Origin of the sequence: Hymenobacter qilianensis (assembly GCF_014638675.1) — a bacterium.
GTDB lineage: Bacteria > Bacteroidota > Bacteroidia > Cytophagales > Hymenobacteraceae > Hymenobacter > Hymenobacter qilianensis.
In genome coordinates this window covers 114,734-136,510 of the sequence record NZ_BMFN01000004.1, presented here as the reverse complement: position 1 = coordinate 136,510, position 21,777 = coordinate 114,734, and the positions used below count along the sequence as shown (strand labels likewise).

The window sequence follows — 21,777 nt, the reverse complement described above, 5'->3', positions numbered from 1 at the left end:
AACCCAGCTGGGGGGCTTTTTTTATTGGCTTTCCATCGACCGATAACCCACAGATGATACCTGCGTTGAATTAAAGTACTCCGGGGCAAGTGGGCTGGCCATCCTTCCACTCACGTATTTCTGCCTGGTGGACGCGTACTTTTAGCCTGTGAATAAGCTCGTACTCCTGCTGCTCCTGCTGCTGAAACCGGCACTTGCCACGCACGCGGCCAGCGCAACGCACGCGGCCGTGGTGCCCGACAGTGCGTTCGTGCGGCAAACCCACCGCCGCCCGGTGTTTCAGTTCGACCAGCGCTTCTCGCTGCTTAATGGCAAGGTGGTCGGTATCAATGGGTTGAAAGGCGGAATCGAATTTAATGGGCGTCTGCGGGCCGGCCTGGGCGTGTACCTGCTCAGCGGCGGCGTGCCCACCGATGCTCCACTGCCCCCCGATTTGCCCCCTAACACCCGCGATGAGCTGCGTTTTCGCTACCTGGTAGGCTACGGCGAATATGTGCTCATCGGTAACCCGCGCTGGGAGCTGAGCACGCCCGTACAGATTGGATTGGGTAAGTTTTACTCCCGCTATGAACTCCCCAACGGCCAAGTGCGCCGCTCCGACAAAGACCAGATTTATATTCTGGAGCCTTCCATCGTCAGCCATTATCGGGTGTTTAAGTGGCTGGGTCTGGGCGGGGGCGCTGGCTACCGCCAGATGCTATTTATCAACGACAAGCTGGAAGATGAGCTGAGCGGCGTCATCTTCTACGGTCGGGTAAAGCTGTTTCTGGGTGATTTGTACAAGATAATGAGAGGCCGGCAGAGGCTCCTTTCCCAAGATGGGCTGCGCGCCGAAGACTGGCAAAAGTAGAATATAGCTTCTGGCTGCCTCAACCCCTATCCCCTTCTCCCCTAGGAGAGAGGGAGTCAGACGCTCAGCCTACGCGGCTACGTCGGCTGCCGCCTCCGTAACCGCTACCGTGTTCCTTTCTTGGTTTTATAAAGTAAAAAAGCCCCCCGAATTGTCCTCGGGGGGCTTTTTTGGGCGCCGCCAGCTACTCCATGCAGACTTCTGTAGCGGCCAGGCCGCCTGTTTGCCCACGGGTACTAGCGGCCGGCGGCTCGCCGCGCAGTTATTCCCGGATTCGTATTCTGCGTAAAGGTGTCCGGCTGCGTAACTAGGGCTTTTCTTCGCTCCGCCGCGCTAGCCTGGTCCCGCCGCACCCTTGCCCCATGAATAATGCGACTCGTCAAATACAGTATTTCTTATTCAGCCAGGATTTCTCGGATGGCGTGCGCATCACCCTGGCGGTGCTGCTGCCGCCGTTGGTGCTGGGCCAGCTTGGGCAGCTCGAAACGGGCATTTCCCTTTCCATTGGGGCGCTGTGCATTAGCCTGATCGACTCGCCGGGGCCGGTAAAGCACAAGCGCAATGGCATGCTCTACGGCAATCTGGCTATATTCCTGGTGGCGCTGCTTACTGGCTTTGCCCGGCTCAGCCCCTGGACGATGGGGCTGGAGGTGTTGGTGCTCAGCTTCCTGTTTACCATGTTCAACGTCTATGGCAACCGGGCGGCGGCGCTCGGCTCGGCGGCGCTGCTGATCATGATTTTGAACATGGATCGGCCGCTTACGCCCCCGCAAGTGCTCACGCACAGCCTGCTGACCCTGCTGGGGGGCATTTGGTACATGGCGCTGGGGCTGCTGATTTTTCGCGTGTGGCCCTACCGGCCGGCCCAGCAGGCCATCGGCGAATGCGTGCACGCTATTGCTCAGTTTCTTCGAATAAAGGCAAACTTTTACCACGCCCATACCGACCTAGACAGGAGCTACCGCCAGTTGGTGGCCCAACAGGTAGTGGTAAGTGAAAAGCAGGAAGCGGTGCGCGAGTTGCTGTTCAAAACCCGGCAGATCGTGCGCGAATCCACGCCCGAGAGTCGCCGGCTCCTGCTCACCTTCATAGACGTGGTCGACCTGTACGAGCACATTACCACCACGTATTACGACTATGCGGCCCTGCGGACGCAGTTTCAAACCACGGGCGTGCTGGCGGAAGTAGGCCGCATGATTGAGCAGCTGGCCGAGGAGCTGGACACGATTAGCCTGGCCATGCAGTCCAACCGCGCGTTTCATGCGCGCGCCAACCACAGTCAGCAGCTGGAGCACTTGCAGGCTCACATAGAGGCCGTGGGCCAGCAGCACCCGGAGGTTCGTACGCTGGTGCTCAAAAAGCTGCTCGTTAATCTGCGCAACCTCGTTCAGCGCCTGGAAGATGTGCTGGGCTACTTCAATGCCCCGGCGCCCGCGCCCACCCGCCGCACCACGGAGGTGGAGTACGGCCGCTTCGTATCGCATCAGGACTACGGGTTAGGCGTTTTGCGCAGCAACCTGACGTTTAAATCGGCCGTTTTTCGCCACGCCGTGCGCGTGCTGCTGGCCAGCGGGGTGGCATTCCTTGTTGCCAAGCTGGTGTTTGCTGGCAGCCACAGCTACTGGATTGTGATGACGGCGGTATACATGCTCAAGCCCGCCTTCAGCCTGACCAAGAAGCGCAACTACGAGCGCATCATCGGGACGCTGCTGGGGGGCTTTTTGGGGGTGCTACTGCTGGTCAGCATCACCAGCCAGCCTCTGCAGTTTGCCTTTCTTCTGCTTCTGATGGTGCTGTCGTTCAGCTTTCAGCGCCGCCACTACCTTACCTACGTCACGTTCATCACGTCCTTCGTGGTTGTCATGCTTAGCTTTCTGGGCGGGAGTTACCTGGCCGTGGCCCAGGAGCGCTTGCTGGATACGGTGGTCGGCTGCGTCATTGCCCTGACGGCGGGCTACCTGCTGTTTCCCAACTGGGAGTCGGAGCAGCTGCGCGACTATATGGGCCGGGTGCTGTCCGCCAACCGGCGCTACCTGCAGCAGCTGGCGGAAAGCCTCGCCGGCCGGCCCCCCGATTTTATTCCTTACCGACTGGCGCGCAAGGAAGTGTACGTGAGTTCGGCCAACTTGGCGGCGGCCTTTCAGCGCATGCTGTCCGAGCCCAAAAGCAAGCAGCAGCGCAGCGAGGATGTGCATCAGTTTGTGGTGCTCAACCATATTCTGTCCTCCAATATCGCCACCCTGAGTGCCGCCGTGCGGGCCCAGCCGTCCCTAGCGCCTTCCGTGGAAGTACAGCGCGCCCTGCGCCGGGCCTTGGCCGCCCTCACCACCAGCCTGCAAAAGCTGACTCCCGCCGCGCCCCCTGAATCAGCGCCCGCGCTACCTGCCGCCCCGGCGGAGCGCGCAGAAAAGCCCCCCACCGCCGACGACCGGCAGGTGCTGGAGCAGCTGGAGTTTATTCAGAAAGTCAGCGGCGATATCAGCCGGGTAACGGAGGCGGTGTTGGCGTAGCCACTCACTGATTACCGCGGCCCGCGCCGCCGGCTGCCAGCGCTGCTTTCAGCGTTGCCCGCCGGTCCAGCTTGCCGGATGCCGTAGTTTCAAACTGCGGGACAAACACCAGCTCGCGGGGCCGCTCATACCGACCCAGACGCTCGGTGAGCAGCGCCAGGAGCTGCTCGCTCTGCATCGACGATAGCGGGGCGCCTTCCAGAAAAGCCGTTACCTGCTCACCCAAGCGCTCATCGGGCCGGGCGGTCACGAAGGTGCGTCTGGGGGGCAAATTGAGTTCCGCCAGCGCTACTTCCAGCACCTGCTCCACCTTTTCGGCCTGCACCTTCACGCCCCCGGAGTTAATGACAAAGTCGGCGCGGCCCAGCCACTCAAACGCGTGCTCTTCGGGCAGCAGGCGCACCTGGTCATTGGTTACAATAAGCTGATCATTGGTAACGTCGGCGCGCACCGCAAGGCAGCCGCGCTCGTCCTGCTCCACATGAATGCCGGGAAGCACTTTGTAGGTCAGCGAAGCATCGGGGCCATTGAGGCGGCGCAGCGCAATGTGGGAGGCGGTTTCGGTCATGCCGTAGGTATGATACACGGGCACCGTGAGGGCCTGGGCGGCCCGCGCCAACCCGCTCTCCACGGCCGCGCCGCCTACCAGAACAGCCTTCATTTTATTGAGCCGCGCCGCGTGCCCATTCTCCAGCACCGTGCGCAGCTGCAACGGCACGAAAGAAGCAAAGTCGAACGCCGCCCCAGGCGGCACCAGGGCCAGCGGGTCGGCGTGAGGCTCCACGATGGTCAGGTGCAGATTCAGCTCCAGGCCGCGCACCAGCATCATCAGCCCACCCACATATTCGCAGTTCAAACACACCAGCATCCGGTCACCGGGCCCCAGGTCGAAGTAGTCGCCGGTGCGGTGGGCACTAGCCGCGAGCTGCTGCCGCCGCAGCTGTATCCGCTGGGGCTCGCCGGTAGAGCCGGAGGTCTGGAGGCCAAATTCCAGCGTGCCATTCAGCCACTGCCGGCAGAAGTCCAGCACCTTGGCCTCGTAGCCATTCAGATCTACGGGACTATCGGCGGGGTATTGCTTGATGTCGGCGTAGCGAAACTCGCGGCCGTTGAGGAGAAGGGAATCGGGAAGGAGGGAAGTATCAGGCATGGGCAAAGCAGAGGAGCGCGGCAAACGTTTGTAAAGAGCCATAACTGCATACGGATAATGCCTGGAGCTGCCTAAAGTGGCCGAGTAACTGTGGCATAAATCGTTCTTAACTCTTCTTCTTTTTGATCTTCCCCTGCTGCTCCTGAATAAACCGATCCGTCATCTTCTCGAGAATGGATAGCGTAACCGTGCCGTTGGAAAGCACCATGTCGTGAAAAGCGCGAATGTCAAAGTCGTCTTTCAACGCTACCTCAGCCTTTTGGCGCATTTCCTTGATCTTTAGTTCGCCCATCTTATAGGCCAGCGCCTGCCCAGGCCACAAAATGTAGCGGTTGACTTCGGTGTTCACTTCGTGCAGCGAAAGCGCTGTATTGTCTGCCAGATAAGCCACGGCCTGCTCCCTTGTCCAACCTTTGGAGTGAATACCTACATCAATCACCAGGCGGCAGGCCCGCCACATTTCATAAGTCAGTCGGCCAAATAAGCTGTACGGGTCCTTATAAAAACCCATTTCGTGCCCCAGGTATTCACTATATAATCCCCAGCCTTCGCCAAAGGCGTTGATGTAGCTATTTCTGCGGAACTCGGGCAAACCGGTTAATTCCTGGGTTAAGGAAATCTGCAAATGATGACCTGGCACGGCTTCGTGCAGCGTTAATGACTCAAGCGTGTACAGCGTACGGTTCGGCAGATTGGACGTGTTTACCCAGTACTCACCGGCCCGCGTGCTGCTGATAGGCGCCCGCGAATACCGCCCCGCAGTATAATTGGGGGCCAAATATTCCGGGACGGGCACTACTGTGAATGGCTGCCGGGGCAGCTTACCAAATAGCGAAGGCAATTTGCCCTCCACGGTTTTGGCAATGTAGGCCGCATCCTTCAGTAGGGCATCCGCTGTTTTTGGCTGAAACTGCGGATCAGTGCGCAAAAAGGCGATGAATTCTTTGAAGTTGCCTTTAAATTTTACGTCGCGGATAACATTATCCATTTCACCCCTTATCCGCGCTACCTCCTTTAAGCCAAGCTGATACACCTGTTCCGAAGTAAGATTGGTGGTGGTAAAGTGCCGCACCCGATCCTCATAATAAGCCCGACCATCAGGAAACCCCGAGGCGCCCAGCGTAGGGCGAGCTTTGGGCAAATACTCCTGATCAAAAAACGTCTTTATTTTTCGGTAGCTGCTCGTTACATCCTTGTTGATAACGGCTTTTGCAGTGGTTTGCAGTGCTGCCCAGTCGGCCTCGGAAATTGAGGCTGGCTTTGTCGCAAACGGCTTCCAGAACACCGATTGCTCAGCCGTTTCCACTATGTGCTGGGTGTAGCTGGTTTCATAGCCATTGAGCACTTCTCGCGGCTGGGTAATGCCGGCGGCAATACCCAGCCGCATTAATTGCAGGTTCTCATCAACGAAACGCGGAATGTCTTTTAATAAAATAAGGTACTGCTCAGCGTCCTTTTTAGAATGGATAATGGTGTTTCCTCTTGAGGCCAGTGTAGCGTGAAAACCAGCATCGGTTTGGATGGGATTTAAGTAGGATTTGAATTGATATTCGGCCAATTCATCCAGCACATCGTGGCTTAATAATTCCAGGTTAATCTGGTCATCGAAAGACAATGATTTCTGATTAATCGCCTTTAGTTGGGCGTTAATTTTTTGGTAGAAACGGCCTTTGGCTGCAAAGCTGCTTTCTGTCCGGGAGCGCAATACCTGGTTGCTGCTGCTGTCGCGCTTCCACGATTGCTTCTCAAAATCCTTGATTGCCGCCAGGGCAGCCGCTATCTCTTTCTGGACTGGCTGCTGTTGGGCTCGAAGCCCGCCCGTGACGAGCAGGAGGGAGAAAGTGAAGAGTACCGGAACTCTCATAAATAATCTGTTAGGGGGTGAGCCTTGTGGTAGGTAAGCAGAGACCGTAAATGTAGAGCTACCTAATCAGCCACCGCTGATACGTCTTGGCTGAGGGTGCCATTACCACGCAGAGCGCCAGCAGCAAACACCCAAAGAAAACCAAATCAAGAGGGCTTCTGGTGATGGTGAAAGTAACTAACGGCGGCAGGCCCGTCAGCCCTAGTAAGCTGTTGCGCAGAAAGACGCGGCTTTTGTACAGGCGGATGTTCTCGGCCGCCGGCCGCCGCAGGTTCGGCTTGATCTGAGCGGAAACCAGGTAAACGAGCACGCCTACCACCACCAATAAGCCCCCCAGCAGCAACAGCGCGGGCCACGTCGCAATCTGCGGATTTACGGCGCCCGAGCTGGCGGTGCGGCGGCTGGCGGCCAATACTAAAGCAGCCATTACGGCCGCCTGTGTGGGGTAGTGCAGCCAGTGCATGCGCCGAATGCGCCGCATAGCTTCGTCGTATGTGGGGTCTGCCATGCCTTCGGCCGCGTAGCGCGCTACAACCAGAATATGCTCTTGACCGCGTCGGATCCGGGTCGCTATTTAGCTGCCGTGGGCTCCGGCAGCAGCTTGAAGTAGCTGGCCTTGAAGCGGTTGTTGACTATTTCGCCCTGCACTTCCGCCTTGCGGATAGCGCTACAGAATCCGTCTTTAGCGTGGGCATCGCCGTGCGAGTCGATGTCTGATCCATCAACGAAATACGCTTTGCCGTCTATCCGCACCGCCAGATCACATTCCTTGCCCGGCAGCCCCAGCTTGCACTGCCCACACGAAGCGTCCACTACCATCACTTTCTTGGCCTTGTCAGGGGCGGCAGCTACACCTGAAGTGGCTTTGGTAGTTTGGGCATTCGCAGTAGATACTGCGCAAAAGCCGAGGGCAAGTAGCATTAATAAAGACTTCATAGGGCTGCTGGTTGCTGGAGTAAGCGGCAATAAAGTTGCCAGTGTAAATAACGAAAATAACCACCTCCTCTCGTACAAACAGGCAGGTAAGTAGCAGGAAAAATCTGCGGCGGGCCCAGATTATCATGTAAGTTATTCCAACGGTATCCAGCCGGCGCTCTGCAAGACTTGAATCAACTGCGGATCATCGGCAGACATAGGCCGAAGCCAGATGCCAATCCGTTCGCGATTCCACCAAAGCCCTTGGTCGTTGTCGGGCTTGGCAAATGTATATCGGTACTGTACGGCCCGAATGTAGCGCGGTGGCTGTTTAGAAAAAGGGTTGCTCGCAAACAAACTTACCGCCCCCGAGTCGTTGTGCAGGAGTTTCCAGATCAAATTCACCGTCCAAGGATACTCGGCGGGAGAGGACATAGAGGCAAACCACATTTGCCAGTCTAGTCGCAGCTGGTAGGGGGCAATTTGCGGCGGACGATGATCCAGAGCCACGGGCAGGCCTTTGTAGATGTAGGGTTTCCAGTTGGCCTGGTCGCTGGGGTTTTGGTCCATGGTTCCTTCAAACACCACATTTAGCCGCTCCCGGCCCACCGTTCCAAACGCTCCGTAGGTGTTGACGAGGTCCAGCGGGTCGAAAGAGGTGTTCATGATTTGCCCGGGCGACACGATGTTCAGTGCTGGCTGAATACTTAGAATAGCAACGAGAGCCGTTACAACCCAGGCCGTCGTGAGCATTGGTTTGGATACTTCGGCGCGGGCCGCAGCAGCTTCCGCTTTCTGCACGAGCACGCGGGGAAGTAGTTTCGCCCAGAAGCCATCATCCAAACAAGCCAGCGCCGGCACAATTGTCAGCCAGTTGAGAAACGAAAGGTTGCCGCTGAGAATGATGTTAAGCTGAAACACGATAATCACGACCCCCGCGATGTGGCGTGCTACCCGAGGCCAGAACACGAAAAAAGGAGATACAATCTCGGCCAGCCAGTTGAGCCAGACACCAAGTTGCAGCACAGGTTGTGGCAGAAAATGAAACCACCGGCTCAGCGGGCCGGGAATAGGCTGGGTTTCGAAATGATAGTAAAGAGCAGTGCTGTTACGCCATATCTCATCCCCGCGAAGTTTTATCAAGCCAGCCCCAAGCATAATGCGAAACGCCAGCCACCGGAATAAAATGATGACGGGCATGGGGGGCGCATACCGAGGGAAGGGCCGTAGATCTAGCAGCGAGCAAAGGAAGATGGCGAGGAAGCCAGTCTCGGTAAGCTGAATTTCCCAGCCGTACCCATACCACTCTTGCCCAACATGCACGAAGGACATGTAGAGAAACCAAAGCACCGCCAGCAGCAAGGCATTGGCGTAGCCAGCCACCACCACGCAGGAAAGCACAAAACCGACCCAGGCCGCCGTAAGCAGAGCCGCGTCCGAATGCCCAAGCCAGAACAACGACGGCAGCCGAAGGAAGCCTGCTGTATCTGACCCAAGCGCCTCACCCACCCGCTCCAAGTACAGCCCGACCGGGAGCAGCCCGTTAGAGCCAATCAGCGGAATAATCTGGTTGATTGCTACGAGAAAGGCCACGGCATACAGCGCTCCTAGCAGGCGCAGCAGAACAAAGCGAGTGAGCCAGTAAGAGGGAGGAGTACCTAGGGCACGCGTAGCACTTTGAGATTCGCTAGCCATGTCGTTTCGCTTCCGTTCGTTTGATACCGATGGAGGCTTAATACGGCTGCTGCTTTGCGTTTGGTGGCTAGTGACGGGTTATAAACGCTTATAAATTGCCCCCCGTGTTGGTAACAGGTCTACAAATCTGAGCTGGGTTGAACTAACTCCCCATAATAACTTTTTCACCTGCATTTTACTGCTATGCAAGCACATAGCCATCTACAGTACTATTTATGCCCTTCAGGGTAAGGGCCTTCTTTTGCGCATCGGGAAATTGCTCTTTTACCTGACTGAATACCTCTTCCGTGACCATAATCTCACCTACACCAGCAGCTCCCTGCAACCTGGACGTTAAGTTTACTACCGGGCCAATGGCCGTAAAATCCTTATAAGTGGTTCCTACTTCTCCCACGTAAGATTCTCCCGTATGAATTCCTATGCCCACACCAAGGGTTTGAAAATCACTTAAGCCAATCTCCTCTTTCATGTGCTTACAGTCTTTTTGCAGTTGCACAGCGGCGCTGACTGCATTTTGTACATGGTCTTTCCTGATCAGTGGGAAATTGAAAATGGCAAGCACCGCATCGCCGATGAACTTGTTGACAATTCCATCTTTTTCCCATACTGCTGCTGAGCATCGGTCGTAAAACTGGTGTAGCAATTCGTTCAGTTTTTCGGGCTCTATTTGCTGCGACAAATCCGTGTACCCTCGAATATCAGCGAAGAGAATAGTGGTGGAAACAGGGACCTGTTTATGCTTCATGATCTTGGCAAAATTGCTCTCGCAGAAGGTGCACATATTTGGGTGCATCTTGCTTCTCTTGATGCCAAATGTTCTAAAGAATGCAGAGAATGGGCCGCGTATGGCAGTCGGCATATGCATATGCTCCCAGCAGCCCTGGCAAATTTGTGTCTCTTTCATGTCGCCCTTGAAGTCCTTTGTAAGCTTCAAGTTTAATATAGTATTATATCAGCTAATATTTACAGTTTTCTCATAATGATCTGCTTGAACATTAGTAGCTTAAGCTTATCGTTTAGTCCTGCTTTTTATACTTAAACAGACGGAAGAAAGAACTACTGGAATATGCGCTTTTCATTAAAAAAAGCCCGTACCATGTGGCACGGGCTTTTTTTACAATGACTGTTCAGCAGTTACGGGAACTTCGGATACTTGTCGAAGTCGGGCTTGCGCTTCTCCACGAAAGCGTTGCGACCTTCCTTGGCTTCTTCACTCAGGTAGTAGAGCAGTGTGGCGTTGCCGGCTAATTCCTGAATACCAGCCTGGCCGTCGAGCTCGGCGTTGAAGCTTGATTTGAGCATCCGCAGCGCCAGGGGGCTTTTTTCGAGGATTTTGCGGCACCAGGCCACGGTAGTTTCCTCGAGCTTTTCCAGAGGCACCACCTTGTTTACGAGGCCCATGTCGAGGGCTTCTTGAGCATCGTACTGGTCGCAGAGAAACCAGATTTCGCGGGCCTTTTTCTGACCTACTACGCGGGCTAAATAGCTCGCGCCAAAGCCACCATCGAAGGAGCCTACTTTGGGGCCGGTCTGGCCAAAGCGGGCATTTTCAGCAGCAATACTCAGGTCGCAGACGACGTGCAGCACGTGGCCACCACCAATGGCCCAGCCGGCTACCATGGCAATAACGGGCTTGGGAATGGAGCGAATCTGCTTCTGCAAATCGAGCACGTTGAGGCGGGGCACGGTGTCTTCGCCCACGTAGCCGCCGTGGCCGCGCACGCTCTGGTCGCCGCCCGAGCAGAAGGCTTTGCCGCCTTCGCCGGTAAGAATAACTACGCCAATGTCGGTGCGGTTGCGGCAGATGTCCATAGCCTCAATCATCTCCTGCACCGTGAGCGGCGTGAAGGCATTGTGCACCTGCGGGCGGTTGATGCTGATTTTGGCGATGCCCTCGTGAAATGTGAAGAGAATCTCGCGGAATTCCTTGATGGGAGTCCAGGTAATGGCCATAGGGAAGGTGAGTTATTCTAAGAGAAAGAGGTTCTGACAGAAGTACGGTAGTGCTCAAAAAAGGCCGCGTTGGTGGCGCTGTCGGTGGTGATTTCCAGCAGGGCCGCGCCGCCTTCGGGTGCAAAGAAAACCGGTAAAGCCGATTCTAGTTCGGCGAAGGTGGAAACGGGGAAGTAGCGTAACCCGAAATCGCGCGACGTGTTCTCGGCTGAGAGGGCTTGGTGGGTTTCAAAAAGCTCCTCCAGCTCCGGCTGCTGGCGCGGCCCGTCGATCAGCCGAAAAATGCCCCCCGCGTGATTATTGAACAGCACAATGCGCAGATTGGGTAGCGGATAATTGTGCCAGAGCGCGTTGCGGTCGTAGAAAAAAGCAACGTCGCCGGTGAGCAGCACTACCGGCCGTGTAGGCTGCGCTAAGGCCGCGCCCACGGCCGTGGAGGTGCAGCCGTCAATACCGCTGGTGCCACGGTTGGCAAATACCTCCGCAGTTCGGTTGGCTAAGCCCAGAATATTGGCGTAGCGCACGGCCATGCTATTGGCAAGGTGCAGAGCGGTGCCTTCGGGAAGCAGCTGTAGGGTACGATAAAACACCGTAAACTCGTTGAAAGGCTGGTTGGGGGCAGCAAAAAAACCAGCCAAAAAGCCATTCGCCCACTGCTCAGCCCGCTGCCAACGCGATGCGTAAGAAGCATCGGCTGCACCCGCATCTTCGCCTTCCGACGTGTTGGCTTGCATCGGAATCCCTAATGGCACGGGAGGGGGAGCAACTCGGGTAGCATCTGCCACGGACGTAAGGCTGTTTGCTTTGGCTGCTGTTAATTCTGAAGTGATAAATGGCTGTTTATCAAGCGGAAGCAGCTGATCGAAAAAAGCGGTTGGCTCCATCCGGATAATGCGCGTCAGGGATTTAAAGGTGTCAGCGACTGGGCCGGTGGCCTGCACGTGCCAGTGCTGCCGGGGGGCAAATTCGCGCAGGTACAGCTTCAGCGCTTTGGAGATAAGCGACTGGCCAAACGTAATCAGCACCTCAGGTCGGAGGTCAGCTTTGAGCTCAGCATCTGGCACGGCCAAAAACACATCCTGATGCCCCAGCGACGTGGCGCCCGAAACCTCAGGTTTGCCCCCCAGCGGCTGATGCAGATTCGCTATCACATCGCCCACTACCGGCACCTGATAAGCCGCCGCAAACGCCCGAAGACTTCGCACCAGCTGCTCATCAAAAACATGTTGCCCGGCTACCACGAGCACCCGCGCAGTTCGGCGCAGGGTCTGGGCTAAATCGGTCAGCTCGCTGGGGGGCAAAGTTGGTGTGCCTGCCTGCTCTCGGATTATTTTGACTTCCTCAAAGCGCAGCTCCTGACCGGCTTTCGGATAAAAAGGCTCGCGCAAAGGAATATTTACCTGCACCGGCCCGGCCGGAAACTGCTGCGCCGTATTAATTGCCTCATTCACTATGCGTTCCGAGTGCCACTTAGCATCGGCGTGGCTGGTGTCGGCGGGAAAGGTGAACGAGCCTTTGGCGTGGGCGCCGTAGAGGTCGGTTTGGCGAATGGTCTGGCCGTCGAGCTGGTCGATCCACTCCGGCGGACGGTCGGCGGTGAAGATGACGAGCGGAATCTGCTGAAAAGAAGCTTCGGCCACGGCCGGCGCGTAGTTCAGGCCCGCCGTGCCGGACGTGCACACCAGCGCCACCGCGCGCCGCTGACTTTGCGCCAAGCCCAGCCCGATAAAGGCCGCCGCCCGCTCATCCGGCACCGTGCGCACCCGAATCTCCGGGTGGCGGGCAAAGGCAATCGTCAGAGGCGCACACCGCGAGCCCGGCGACAGCACCACATCCGTAATGCCGTGGCAAGCACAAATTTCCGCGATGTTATAAACTGCCTGCATTTTCAATTAACATTTAATAGTTGTTGTGCGGTAGGCGCGACTGGTTGAGGCTGATAGAGGACGAAAAAAAGGGATGAAAACGAAACTGTTAACTGATGAATGTTAATTGTTAAATGTCGCCAGCACGGCTCCGGCGGTCTGGAGTTTCAACTCGGTTTCCTCCCATTCGCGTTCCGGGTCGGAGTCGATGGTGAGGCCGGTGCCAGCGTACAGAATTGCTTCGGTGGGGCGGAGCTGCATGCAGCGCAAATTCACAAATAAGCGCGCCACACCCGCCTGCGGCAGATTAACCGGGCCCAGAAACCCGCTGTAATACGCCCGGTCGTAGCCTTCATACTGCTGCAAAAAGTCGAGGGCCGCCTGCCGGGGCATGCCGCCCACCGCCGACGTTGGATGGAGCAGCCGTAGCATATCGGTGCCCAATGAGGGGAAAGGCACCTGCCGCAGATGCACCGCAAAATCGGTACGCAGGTGCAAAAGCTCGCCCGCAACCACGGTGCGGGGGCCAATTTCGTCGTACTCGCGGAGGCGCAACTGCTTGAAGCAGCTCACGATGTAGCGGGCCACCAACGCCTGCTCCTCTATTTCCTTCTGCCGCCAAATGGCCTTTTGGGCCGTCAGGCCGGGCGTGAGCGGCTGAGTGCCGGCCAGCGCCATGGTCCGAAACGTGCCCTCCGGCGTAACCTCAGCCAATACCTCAGGCGTGGCGCCCAGCCAGGTGCCCGCGCCCGGCGCGCTCACCAGCGACACAAACGCCTGCGGGTACCTAGCTTGCAAATCCTCAAAAGCCTGCAGCGCATCAAAGCTAGGGGGCAAAAGTTGGCGCGTTGCCCGCGACGACACCACTTTCTGGACTTCGCCCTGCTCGATAGCCGCCACGCCACGCCGTACCAGGGCAGTATACTCTTCAAGGGAAGCCGTGGCAGGCGCGGGTTGCGGACTCTGGTGCCAACGCAACGAAGCGGTATCCGGGGAGGCTTGCAGAAACTGCCGCAGCTCAGACAGGCGAAAGTCGGCCGCGCCGGTTTTATTTACCCAAAATAGTGCTGGTTGTCCGCTGTCGAAGAATACATTAGCGGGCAGAAATAACGCCGGATTGTGGTCTGAATCGCGGAAGGGGAAAAAGGCGAAGCCCGACGGGGCGCTTGCTTCAAGGTTAGGAGGCAAACCAGTCAGCGCTTCTTCCCACGAAAAGCTTAAGCAAAGCTGCGCGTGTGCTGCGTTTGGAAGACGCCACAAGGCTACCGGTAAATCTGCCTGGAGGGCAAACGCCACCAGCTGCCGCAGCTGCTCCGTGGGCGCTAGCTGCTCACCGCCGGGGTACGGCACCAGCGTTGGCCGGGGGCGCTGACTCATGCCGTTTCGCCCGCTCTGGGAGGCAAATCAATGACGGCCATCGTGATGCGACTAACGCAAACCAACGCCTCCGTTTCCTCATGTGTAATGCGAATTTCCCATACCTGCGTAGTGCGACCCACATGCAGGGCTACCGCCCGGCCAACCACATATCCCGAGCGAACTCCTTTCAGATGATTGGCGTTGATTTCTAGCCCTACACAAGCTTTCTTGGTTCTGTCGACCTGCAGGGCGGCGCCTATGCTGCCTAAGGTTTCGGCCAGCGCCACAGAAGCGCCACCGTGCAACAGGCCCATGGGCTGGTGCGTACGGTGATCAACGGGCATGCGACCAACCAGCAGTTTATCACCGATTTCGGTCAGCTCCATGCCGAGGTGTTCGCCCATTGTATTGCGGCACCAAGCATTGAGCTGCGCGAGGGTAGGGGCGGGTGGTATCATAGAGGAAAATGAAAAAATCGGGGTCAGCGGCCTGAAAAACCAGTACTTTCGGACCCGTCACAACAAAGCTAGGGGTAAAGTGAGCGTCAAAAAAATATACCTCATTCGGCACGGGCAAACCGATTTTAACGTGCAGGGTATCGTGCAGGGCAGTGGCGTCGACTCTTCCCTGAACGCGGCCGGCCACGAACAGGCCAGCCGTTTCTTCGCTGCTTATAAACATCTGGCGTTCGATAAAGTCTATACCTCCACGTTGCAGCGCACCCAGCAGTCGGTGCAGGGCTTCTTGGATTTGGGCCTGCCGCACGAGGCGCATCCAGGCCTGAACGAAATTAGTTGGGGCCTGCGTGAGGGCACCCGCATCACACCTCAGGAAGATGCTGAATACCAGGGTGTACTGAACCAGTGGGCCAAGGGCGAAACGCACGCCCGCCTTATGGGCGGCGAAAGCCCCGACGAGGTAGCCGCCCGCCAGCGTACTTTTATCGACCTGATAATCAGCCGCCCCGAGGAAGAAACCATACTGGTATGCATGCACGGCCGGGCCATGCGGGTGCTGTTGTGCCAGCTGCTCAACTACAACTTAAGCTGCATGGATGCCTTTGAGCACCGCAACCTGTGTTTGTACCGGCTGCACTACACGGGCTCTATGTTCTCGGTGCGAAGTTTTTTAGATACGGCGCATTTAACGTAACACCCAAAGCGGTTTGCTGCGTTAACACAACTACCCTTTCTGGTACTGAAAGCTACTTTTGCTCTTTAGCCTACGCCCATCCTGCGTTTAGCATTTGCCAGCGCAGATTTTCAGGCTAATTTTGACCCTTCACAACCCAAGCCCAAAAAGCAGATGGCCGAAATCATAAAAATGCCCAAAATGAGCGACACGATGACCGAGGGGGTTATCGCGGCTTGGCTCAAAAAGGTAGGCGATAAAGTGAAGTCCGGGGATATCCTGGCCGAAGTGGAAACCGACAAAGCCACGATGGAGCTGGAAAACTATGAGGACGGCACCCTGCTCTACATTGGCCCCAAAGAAAAAGATTCTGTTCCCGTAGACGGGGTATTAGCTATTGTAGGCAAAGAGGGCGAAGATATCTCAGCCCTGCTGGCCGGCATAAGCGGAGGTAGCTCCGCCGCTGCACCTGCTCCCGAAGCGCCCAAGGCTGCAGCACCCGCGCCTGTTGCGGAAGCGCCCAAAGCGGCTCCTGCACCTACTCCAGCACCTGCTGCTCAGGCCGCCGCGCCGCAAGCTGCTGCGCCAGCCGCCGCTGGCAACGGTAAAAAAGCCACCGTTGTGCGCATGCCCAAAATGAGCGACACAATGACGGAAGGCGTTATTGCCGGCTGGCTCAAGAAAGTAGGCGATAAAGTGAAATCAGGTGATGTACTAGCCGAAGTGGAAACCGATAAGGCAACCATGGAGCTGGAAAATTACGAGGACGGTACCCTACTGTATATCGGCCCGAAGGATGGTGAATCGGTAGCTGTTGATGGCGTACTGGCCATCATCGGGGAAGAAGGCGCCGACATCGAAGCCCTACTGGGGGGCAAATCTGGTGGCGCTGCTGCGCCAGCCGCAGCACCTGCTGCCGCTCCCGCCGCTGAAGCTGCTGCACCGGCATCAGCAACTACTTCAGCTCCGGCCGAGGCTGCCGCTTCAAGTGGTGGCCGCGTGCTGGCCTCGCCGCTGGCCAAGCGCATCGCACAGGAAAAAGGCATCGATATCAATCAGGTAAAAGGCTCCGGCGACAACGGCCGCATTGTGCAGCGCGACGTGGAGAACTTCCAGCCCGGCGCTGCCACGGCTGCTCCAGCCGCGAAGCCAGCCGCCGCACCGCTTCCTGAATACATCGCGCCAGCTGAAGCGCCAAAAGCCGCACCCGCCGCACAGCCAAGCGCTCCTGCTGCCGCGCCAACCAGCGCTCAGCCCGAAGGTACTTACACTGATACCCCCGTTTCGCAGATGCGCCGCGTTATTGCGCGCCGCCTCGCGGAAAGCAAGTTCTCGGCGCCGCATTTCTATCTGACGATGGAAATCACCATGGACCGCGCCATGGAAGTTCGCACGCAGCTTAACGCGCTGTCGCCGGTGAAGCTGTCGTTCAACGACCTAGTAATCAAGGCCGCTGCTGTGGCGCTAAAGCAGCACCCAACCATCAACTCTTCGTGGCTGGGCGACAAGATTCGTCAGAACCATATGGTCAACATAGGTGTGGCTGTAGCTGTGGACGAAGGTCTGCTGGTGCCCGTGGTGCGCAATGCCGACGGCAAAGGGCTGTCTACGATAGCTACTGAGGTGAAGGAACTTGCCGGTAAAGCCAAGAGCAAGAAGTTGCAGCCAGCCGAGTGGGAGGGTAGCACCTTCACCATCTCGAACCTGGGCATGTTTGGCATCGACGAATTCACGGCCATTATCAATCCTCCAGATGCCTGCATTCTGGCTGTGGGGGGCATTAAGCAGACTGCCGTGGTAAAAGACGGTCAACTGGCAGTAGGTAACATCATGAAAGTAACCCTGAGCTGCGACCACCGCGTAGTAGACGGTGCTTCCGGCGCCGCTTTCCTTCAAACGCTGAAAGCTCTGCTGGAAGACCCGATGCGCATGCTGATTTGATTTTTTAAGTGACAGTTAATGGTTGTCAGTTGTTAGATCGTTTCGATCTGGCAACTGACAATCGTTTTTACTGACTACCAGAAATTAACAAGGAATAATCAATGACTAAGATAAGATCAACCACCGTTCTCGGAGTGCGCCACAACGGGCAGATTGCCGTGGGCGCCGATGGACAAGCCACCATGGATAAGCACGTGGCTAAGAGCAATGTGCGTAAAATTCGTAAGCTGCATGACGGAAAAGTGGTGACTGGCTTTGCCGGCTCTACAGCCGACGCCTTTATGCTGCTCGACAAGTTTGAGGAGAAGCTGGGCAGCTACAACGGACAGCTGCGCCGCGCCGCCATTGAACTCGCCAAAGAGTGGCGCAAAGACCAATATTTGCGCAAGCTGGAAGCAATGATGGTGGTAGCTGATAAAGACGAGCTGCTTATCGTGGCTGGCACCGGCGACGTACTGGAGCCTGATTTCGACGTAGCTGCCATTGGCTCAGGTGCCATGTTTGCTCAGGCTGCCGCGCTGGCTCTGAAGAAGCACGCCCCCCACCTCACGGCCCGCCAAATGGTGGAAGATGCCCTGCACATTGCGGCTGATATCTGCATCTACACCAACCATAACCTTATGATTGAGGAGCCTAGCTAAACGGTCTCAAGATCATGACTGAAAACCTGATCTACTACAATTCCCGCTGGCATTATGCGCTGCTTACCATAGGTGGGCTGGCGTTTGTAGCAATGGGGGTTTGGTTAATTCTGACTGCGGGCAAGTGGGGAATAGGCTTAGTAAGCATTATCTTTTTCGGAGCTTGCGCCGCCGTTGGAACTTGGCAATTTTTTGATACTCGACCCCGGCTGCAAATCACAGATCAGGGTATCCTAGACCGCACCCTAGGTGTAGGCTTAATTCCTTGGGCCGATATAATGGGTGCTTACGTACGGTCTATTAACCAGAATAATTTTATATGCCTGCACCTGTACAATGAACAGGAGTATATAAGCCGCCTGTCGCCCCTGAAGCGTAAGTTAGCGAGCGCCAATGAAGCGCTTGGCTTCACATGTCTGTCAGTAAACTTGAGTGGCGTTAATCTTAACCCAGAGCAATTGCTAGAGTATATTCTGAAGCAGAGCGCTGTGGCGCAACTCAAGCCCCCTGACTTACCTCTTAACTAATCACAATAGCAGCCTAACTGAACTGCTATTGTGAGCAACCTAGTCTCAATTGTATGCTATTCAGAATATTCGATATAGCACACATTTTTTGAACGATTCGGAGTTGCTAATTGATTGTACACCACGACCCACCACTACTACATAGAACAACGATTCGATGAACGTAACGAACTTCCTCAAGCACCACTATCGCCACTTTAACGCCGCTGCTTTGATTGATGCCGCTGAAGGCTACAATAAGCACCTCGCGGAAGGTGGTAAAATGATGATTACGCTGGCTGGTGCCATGAGCACAGCCGAAATGGGCATTCAACTGGCCGAGCTTATTCGCCAGGACAAGGTGCAAATCATCAGCTGCACGGGTGCCAACCTGGAAGAGGATATCTTCAACCTGGTAGCCCACGACTTCTATGAGCGGGTGCCTAACTACCGCGACCTGACGGCGGCCGACGAGCAAGCCCTGCTGGAGCGCCACATGAACCGCGTAACTGATACTTGCATTCCGGAAGAGGAAGCTATGCGCCGCCTCGAACACTCAGTATTGAAGTTCTGGGAGCAGGCTGATAAGGCCGGCGAGCGGTACTTTCCTCACGAGTTCTTCTACCAAATCCTGAAGTCAGGCGAGCTGGAGCAGTACTACCAAATTGACCCCAAAGACTCCTGGATGCTGGCTGCTGCTGAGAAAAACCTGCCGATTATCTGCCCAGGTTGGGAAGATTCTACGTTGGGTAACATCTTCGCGGGCCACGTTATTTCGGGTGATATCCAGAACGTACACACCGTGCGTACCGGCATCGAGTACATGATTTATCTGGCTGAGTGGTATACCAAGCAAGCCACCGACGAGAGCAAAGTAGGCTTCTTCCAGATTGGTGGCGGTATTGCCGGTGACTTCCCAATCTGCGTGGTGCCGATGCTGCACCAAGATTTGGGCCGCACCAGTGTTCCATTATGGGGCTATTTCTGCCAGATTTCGGACTCTACTACTTCGTATGGTTCGTATTCCGGCGCTGTGCCCAACGAGAAAATTACCTGGGGCAAGCTGGGCCAGGACACGCCTAAGTTTATCATCGAGTCGGATGCCACGATTGTAGCGCCGCTGGTGTTTGCTATGGTGTTAGGGCAATAATTGCTTCTAAAGTCAACCATGAAAAGCCCCCCAGAAGTTTTCTGGGGGGCTTTCTCTTTGACCTTAAATCCAGATTACTTTTTGGTGACGCGCACATCTACCCGGCGGTTCTGGGCGCGGCCTGCAGGGGTGTCGTTCGTGGCGATGGGGTGCTCCTGACCGTAGCCTTCAGCGGTTACGCGGCCGGCGTCGATGCCATTATCCATCAGGGCTTTGCGGGCGGCGTTGGCACGGTCGGCGCTGAGAGTCAGGTTCATATCAGCCTTGCCTTTGTTATCGGTGTAGCCACCTAGCTTAATAGCTGCATTGGGAAAAGCCTTCAGAATAGCCGCTGTATTTTTCAGCTGCGCCTGCGATTCGGCTGTGAGTGCGGATTTGCCGGTGGTGAAGTACACGCGATCCAGGCTCATCCAGCCCTGGGTTTTATCATCGCTCACGGTTTGATTTGGGTCGTTCAGGAAATTAAACAGCCGGGCCTCAAACGAATTTCCCCCCACGTTCAGCACTGTGCCATCGGGTAGCTTAATATCAGTGTTGGCACCCGTATCGTAGATGTAGTTGCCGCTGGCCTCGTCGTAGCGACCGGTAGGGGCCGCAAGGGGAGCCGCGGCAACGGTGGTCGTATCAGCTACCATATCGGTGGTGGCTGGCGCGGCGGCTTCGGGCTCTCTATCACAGCCGCGCACGAAGAAGAACGCTGCGGCAAGAGCCAGAAGGCCTAACAATATCCATGGCCACCGATTCGGGGAATCGGTGTCGGTTTCCACGTCGCGGGCCGTGTTGCGGGCAGCGTCGCCGGTGCGGTGGGCAGCGGCCGAAACGGTATTGCCAAGGTTGTGGGTAGCAGAGCTGGCTGCGCTGCCCACGCTGGCCGCTGCCCCACCCAGACCCAAGCCGGCAAGCATGCTGCCTATGTTGCCAGGCAGGCTGCCCAGAGCACCCATAATACTGCTGCGCTGGCTGCTCAAATAATTACCAAAACCGGTGGAATCCAGGTTATTGTCGGCTGCGTGCTTGCCCAGCAGGCCAAGTATCACCGGTGTAGCCATGCCCATCAGGCTGCTGGTGGTGGAGTTGCGCACGCCTGCCTGCTGACTCATGCCATCTACGGCGGAAGTGTAATTGCTGCCAAATACGGAGCGCAGCATTTCGGCCCCCTTGTTTAGCAGGCCGCCATCGGAGGCGGGCGCGGTAGTACTTGAGCTACCCATTCCGCCCACCAGGGTACCCGGATTATTCAGAATACCACTGCTGTGCGTCTGACGGGATAAGTCGAATAACTCGGCATTGCCGCCGGGCTGTTGAGAGCGGGCAAATAAGCCACCTAATACCAAGGGCACAACACTGCGTAAGGCTTTGCCAACGCTACTCTCGTTTTCGCCCAGGGCAGTGCTGGTCTGGCGTACCGTGTCGCCGCTGAAGTAGCTCTGAACAAGCTCTAATAAGTTCTGGCTCATACGAATAGGGAGTTAAATGGGAGAATATAGTCCCATACGCATTCTTACAATTGAAGTCTAAAAAAATGGTTATATTTTAATTTAAAATATAATTTTTAATAGTTTATGTTAAAAGTTGAGACGACAATTGGTAGAAAGTGTAGAGTTGAGTTATAGCACGAAAAAAGCCCCCCAATCGGATGATTGGGGGGCTTTTTTAATTATACAAATAGAAATCTAGAGCCGAAACAGCGGCCGCTCGGGGTTCCAGATACCCCACGGAATCATTAGTAGTACCAGCACCAGCGCCACAGTAAACCAGATAAACGCTTTTTTGTGCTTGGATACTGGATTAATAGCCTTCTTGGAGATGGAGCGACCCACCTGAGCAAAAATGACGGCCAAAACCATCGTGACAATGTGCTCCACTCCCCAGAAGCGCAGCTCGGGGTTTTTCATAGCGGCGCCCATGCTTTGGGTGGCAGCCTTCGCTACCGGGCTCAGGCCGAAATACAGAATCAGGCCTAGCAGTAGCTGTAGGTGCATGGAGCCCACAAAGGCCGCGGCCATACCATTATCAGCGCCGAGATAAGGGCGACGATTTTGCCAGCCCACGAAGGCCCGGTACACAGCAATCAGCCCAAAAATAATCACCAGCCAGCGCGACCAAGAGTGCAGCGCAAGTACGATATCATACATAGGAGAAAGGAAAAGTGAGGCGGTAAAGGTCGGCAGTGGGAACGAAAATGCCACGCTGGGGGGCAAAATGTTGGCTATGGCCCTTTTTAGGCAGCGACTAAAAGGCAAAAAG

The 21,777-nt window shown here is 56.1% G+C and carries 19 protein-coding genes; 7 read left to right on the top strand and 12 right to left on the bottom strand.

Features of this window, described 5'->3' with window-relative positions:
• The first annotated feature begins 148 nt into the window (after nt 1-148).
• Nucleotides 149-850 (top strand): hypothetical protein, encoded by a 702-nt coding sequence (locus tag IEW06_RS18665; protein ID WP_187731374.1) that lies wholly within the window; start codon nt 149-151, stop codon nt 848-850.
• 362 nt (nt 851-1,212) lie between these two features.
• Entirely contained in the window at nt 1,213-3,360 is a 2,148-nt protein-coding gene (locus IEW06_RS18660; RefSeq protein ID WP_188548740.1) for an FUSC family membrane protein, read from the top strand.
• 4 nt (nt 3,361-3,364) lie between these two features.
• Here the strand turns inward: IEW06_RS18660 and IEW06_RS18655 are convergent, their stop codons facing one another.
• The 10 genes from IEW06_RS18655 to IEW06_RS18610 all read right to left on the bottom strand — a co-directional run bounded on the left by IEW06_RS18655 (nt 3,365) and on the right by IEW06_RS18610 (nt 14,619).
• Nucleotides 3,365-4,510 (bottom strand): AMP-binding protein, encoded by a 1,146-nt coding sequence (locus tag IEW06_RS18655; RefSeq protein ID WP_187731376.1) that lies wholly within the window; start codon nt 4,508-4,510, stop codon nt 3,365-3,367.
• A gap of 106 nt (nt 4,511-4,616) precedes the next feature.
• Complete coding sequence (locus IEW06_RS18650) at nt 4,617-6,374, bottom strand: DUF885 domain-containing protein (RefSeq protein WP_187731377.1); 1,758 nt, start codon at nt 6,372-6,374, stop codon at nt 4,617-4,619.
• A gap of 58 nt (nt 6,375-6,432) precedes the next feature.
• Entirely contained in the window at nt 6,433-6,882 is a 450-nt protein-coding gene (locus tag IEW06_RS18645; RefSeq protein WP_188548739.1) for a hypothetical protein, read from the bottom strand.
• A 62-nt stretch (nt 6,883-6,944) separates the two neighbouring features.
• Nucleotides 6,945-7,310 carry a DUF6370 family protein gene (locus IEW06_RS18640; RefSeq protein ID WP_187731380.1) on the bottom strand — a complete coding sequence of 122 codons (366 nt, stop codon included), beginning with the start codon at nt 7,308-7,310 and terminating at the stop codon, nt 6,945-6,947.
• Between the two features lie 132 nt (nt 7,311-7,442).
• Nucleotides 7,443-8,984 (bottom strand): lipase maturation factor family protein, encoded by a 1,542-nt coding sequence (locus IEW06_RS18635; RefSeq protein ID WP_187731381.1) that lies wholly within the window; start codon nt 8,982-8,984, stop codon nt 7,443-7,445.
• Nucleotides 8,985-9,165: 181 nt separating this feature from the next.
• Nucleotides 9,166-9,918, bottom strand: a complete 753-nt coding sequence (locus IEW06_RS18630; RefSeq protein ID WP_187731382.1) for an adenylate/guanylate cyclase domain-containing protein — start codon at nt 9,916-9,918, stop codon at nt 9,166-9,168.
• 200 nt (nt 9,919-10,118) lie between these two features.
• Entirely contained in the window at nt 10,119-10,937 is an 819-nt protein-coding gene (menB, locus tag IEW06_RS18625; RefSeq protein WP_187731383.1) for a 1,4-dihydroxy-2-naphthoyl-CoA synthase, read from the bottom strand.
• A gap of 17 nt (nt 10,938-10,954) precedes the next feature.
• A complete protein-coding gene (menD, locus tag IEW06_RS18620; RefSeq protein ID WP_188548738.1) occupies nt 10,955-12,823 on the bottom strand; it encodes a 2-succinyl-5-enolpyruvyl-6-hydroxy-3-cyclohexene-1-carboxylic-acid synthase in 1,869 nt (622 codons plus the stop codon).
• A 102-nt stretch (nt 12,824-12,925) separates the two neighbouring features.
• On the bottom strand, nt 12,926-14,179 hold the full coding sequence (locus IEW06_RS18615; RefSeq protein ID WP_187731385.1) for a chorismate-binding protein: 1,254 nt from the start codon (nt 14,177-14,179) through the stop codon (nt 12,926-12,928).
• On the bottom strand, nt 14,176-14,619 hold the full coding sequence (locus IEW06_RS18610) for a hotdog fold thioesterase (protein ID WP_187731386.1): 444 nt from the start codon (nt 14,617-14,619) through the stop codon (nt 14,176-14,178). The genes IEW06_RS18615 and IEW06_RS18610 overlap by 4 nt, the downstream gene beginning before the upstream one ends.
• A gap of 79 nt (nt 14,620-14,698) precedes the next feature.
• Between IEW06_RS18610 and IEW06_RS18605 the strand changes: the two genes are divergently transcribed.
• The 5 genes from IEW06_RS18605 to IEW06_RS18585 all read left to right on the top strand — a co-directional run bounded on the left by IEW06_RS18605 (nt 14,699) and on the right by IEW06_RS18585 (nt 19,530).
• Nucleotides 14,699-15,313, top strand: a complete 615-nt coding sequence (locus IEW06_RS18605; RefSeq protein WP_187731387.1) for a histidine phosphatase family protein — start codon at nt 14,699-14,701, stop codon at nt 15,311-15,313.
• A gap of 153 nt (nt 15,314-15,466) precedes the next feature.
• The gene (locus tag IEW06_RS18600; protein ID WP_188548737.1) at nt 15,467-17,233 is read left to right on the top strand and encodes a pyruvate dehydrogenase complex dihydrolipoamide acetyltransferase; all 1,767 of its coding nucleotides are present in this window, start codon (nt 15,467-15,469) and stop codon (nt 17,231-17,233) included.
• 101 nt (nt 17,234-17,334) lie between these two features.
• On the top strand, nt 17,335-17,874 hold the full coding sequence (gene hslV / locus IEW06_RS18595) for an ATP-dependent protease subunit HslV (protein ID WP_187731388.1): 540 nt from the start codon (nt 17,335-17,337) through the stop codon (nt 17,872-17,874).
• A gap of 14 nt (nt 17,875-17,888) precedes the next feature.
• Complete coding sequence (locus IEW06_RS18590) at nt 17,889-18,401, top strand: STM3941 family protein (protein ID WP_187731389.1); 513 nt, start codon at nt 17,889-17,891, stop codon at nt 18,399-18,401.
• A 157-nt stretch (nt 18,402-18,558) separates the two neighbouring features.
• Complete coding sequence (locus tag IEW06_RS18585; protein ID WP_187731390.1) at nt 18,559-19,530, top strand: deoxyhypusine synthase family protein; 972 nt, start codon at nt 18,559-18,561, stop codon at nt 19,528-19,530.
• A gap of 74 nt (nt 19,531-19,604) precedes the next feature.
• Here the strand turns inward: IEW06_RS18585 and IEW06_RS18580 are convergent, their stop codons facing one another.
• The gene (locus tag IEW06_RS18580; protein ID WP_187731391.1) at nt 19,605-20,987 is read right to left on the bottom strand and encodes an OmpA family protein; all 1,383 of its coding nucleotides are present in this window, start codon (nt 20,985-20,987) and stop codon (nt 19,605-19,607) included.
• A gap of 216 nt (nt 20,988-21,203) precedes the next feature.
• Nucleotides 21,204-21,665 carry a hypothetical protein gene (locus tag IEW06_RS18575; protein WP_187731392.1) on the bottom strand — a complete coding sequence of 154 codons (462 nt, stop codon included), beginning with the start codon at nt 21,663-21,665 and terminating at the stop codon, nt 21,204-21,206.
• Nucleotides 21,666-21,777: the final 112 nt, after the last annotated feature.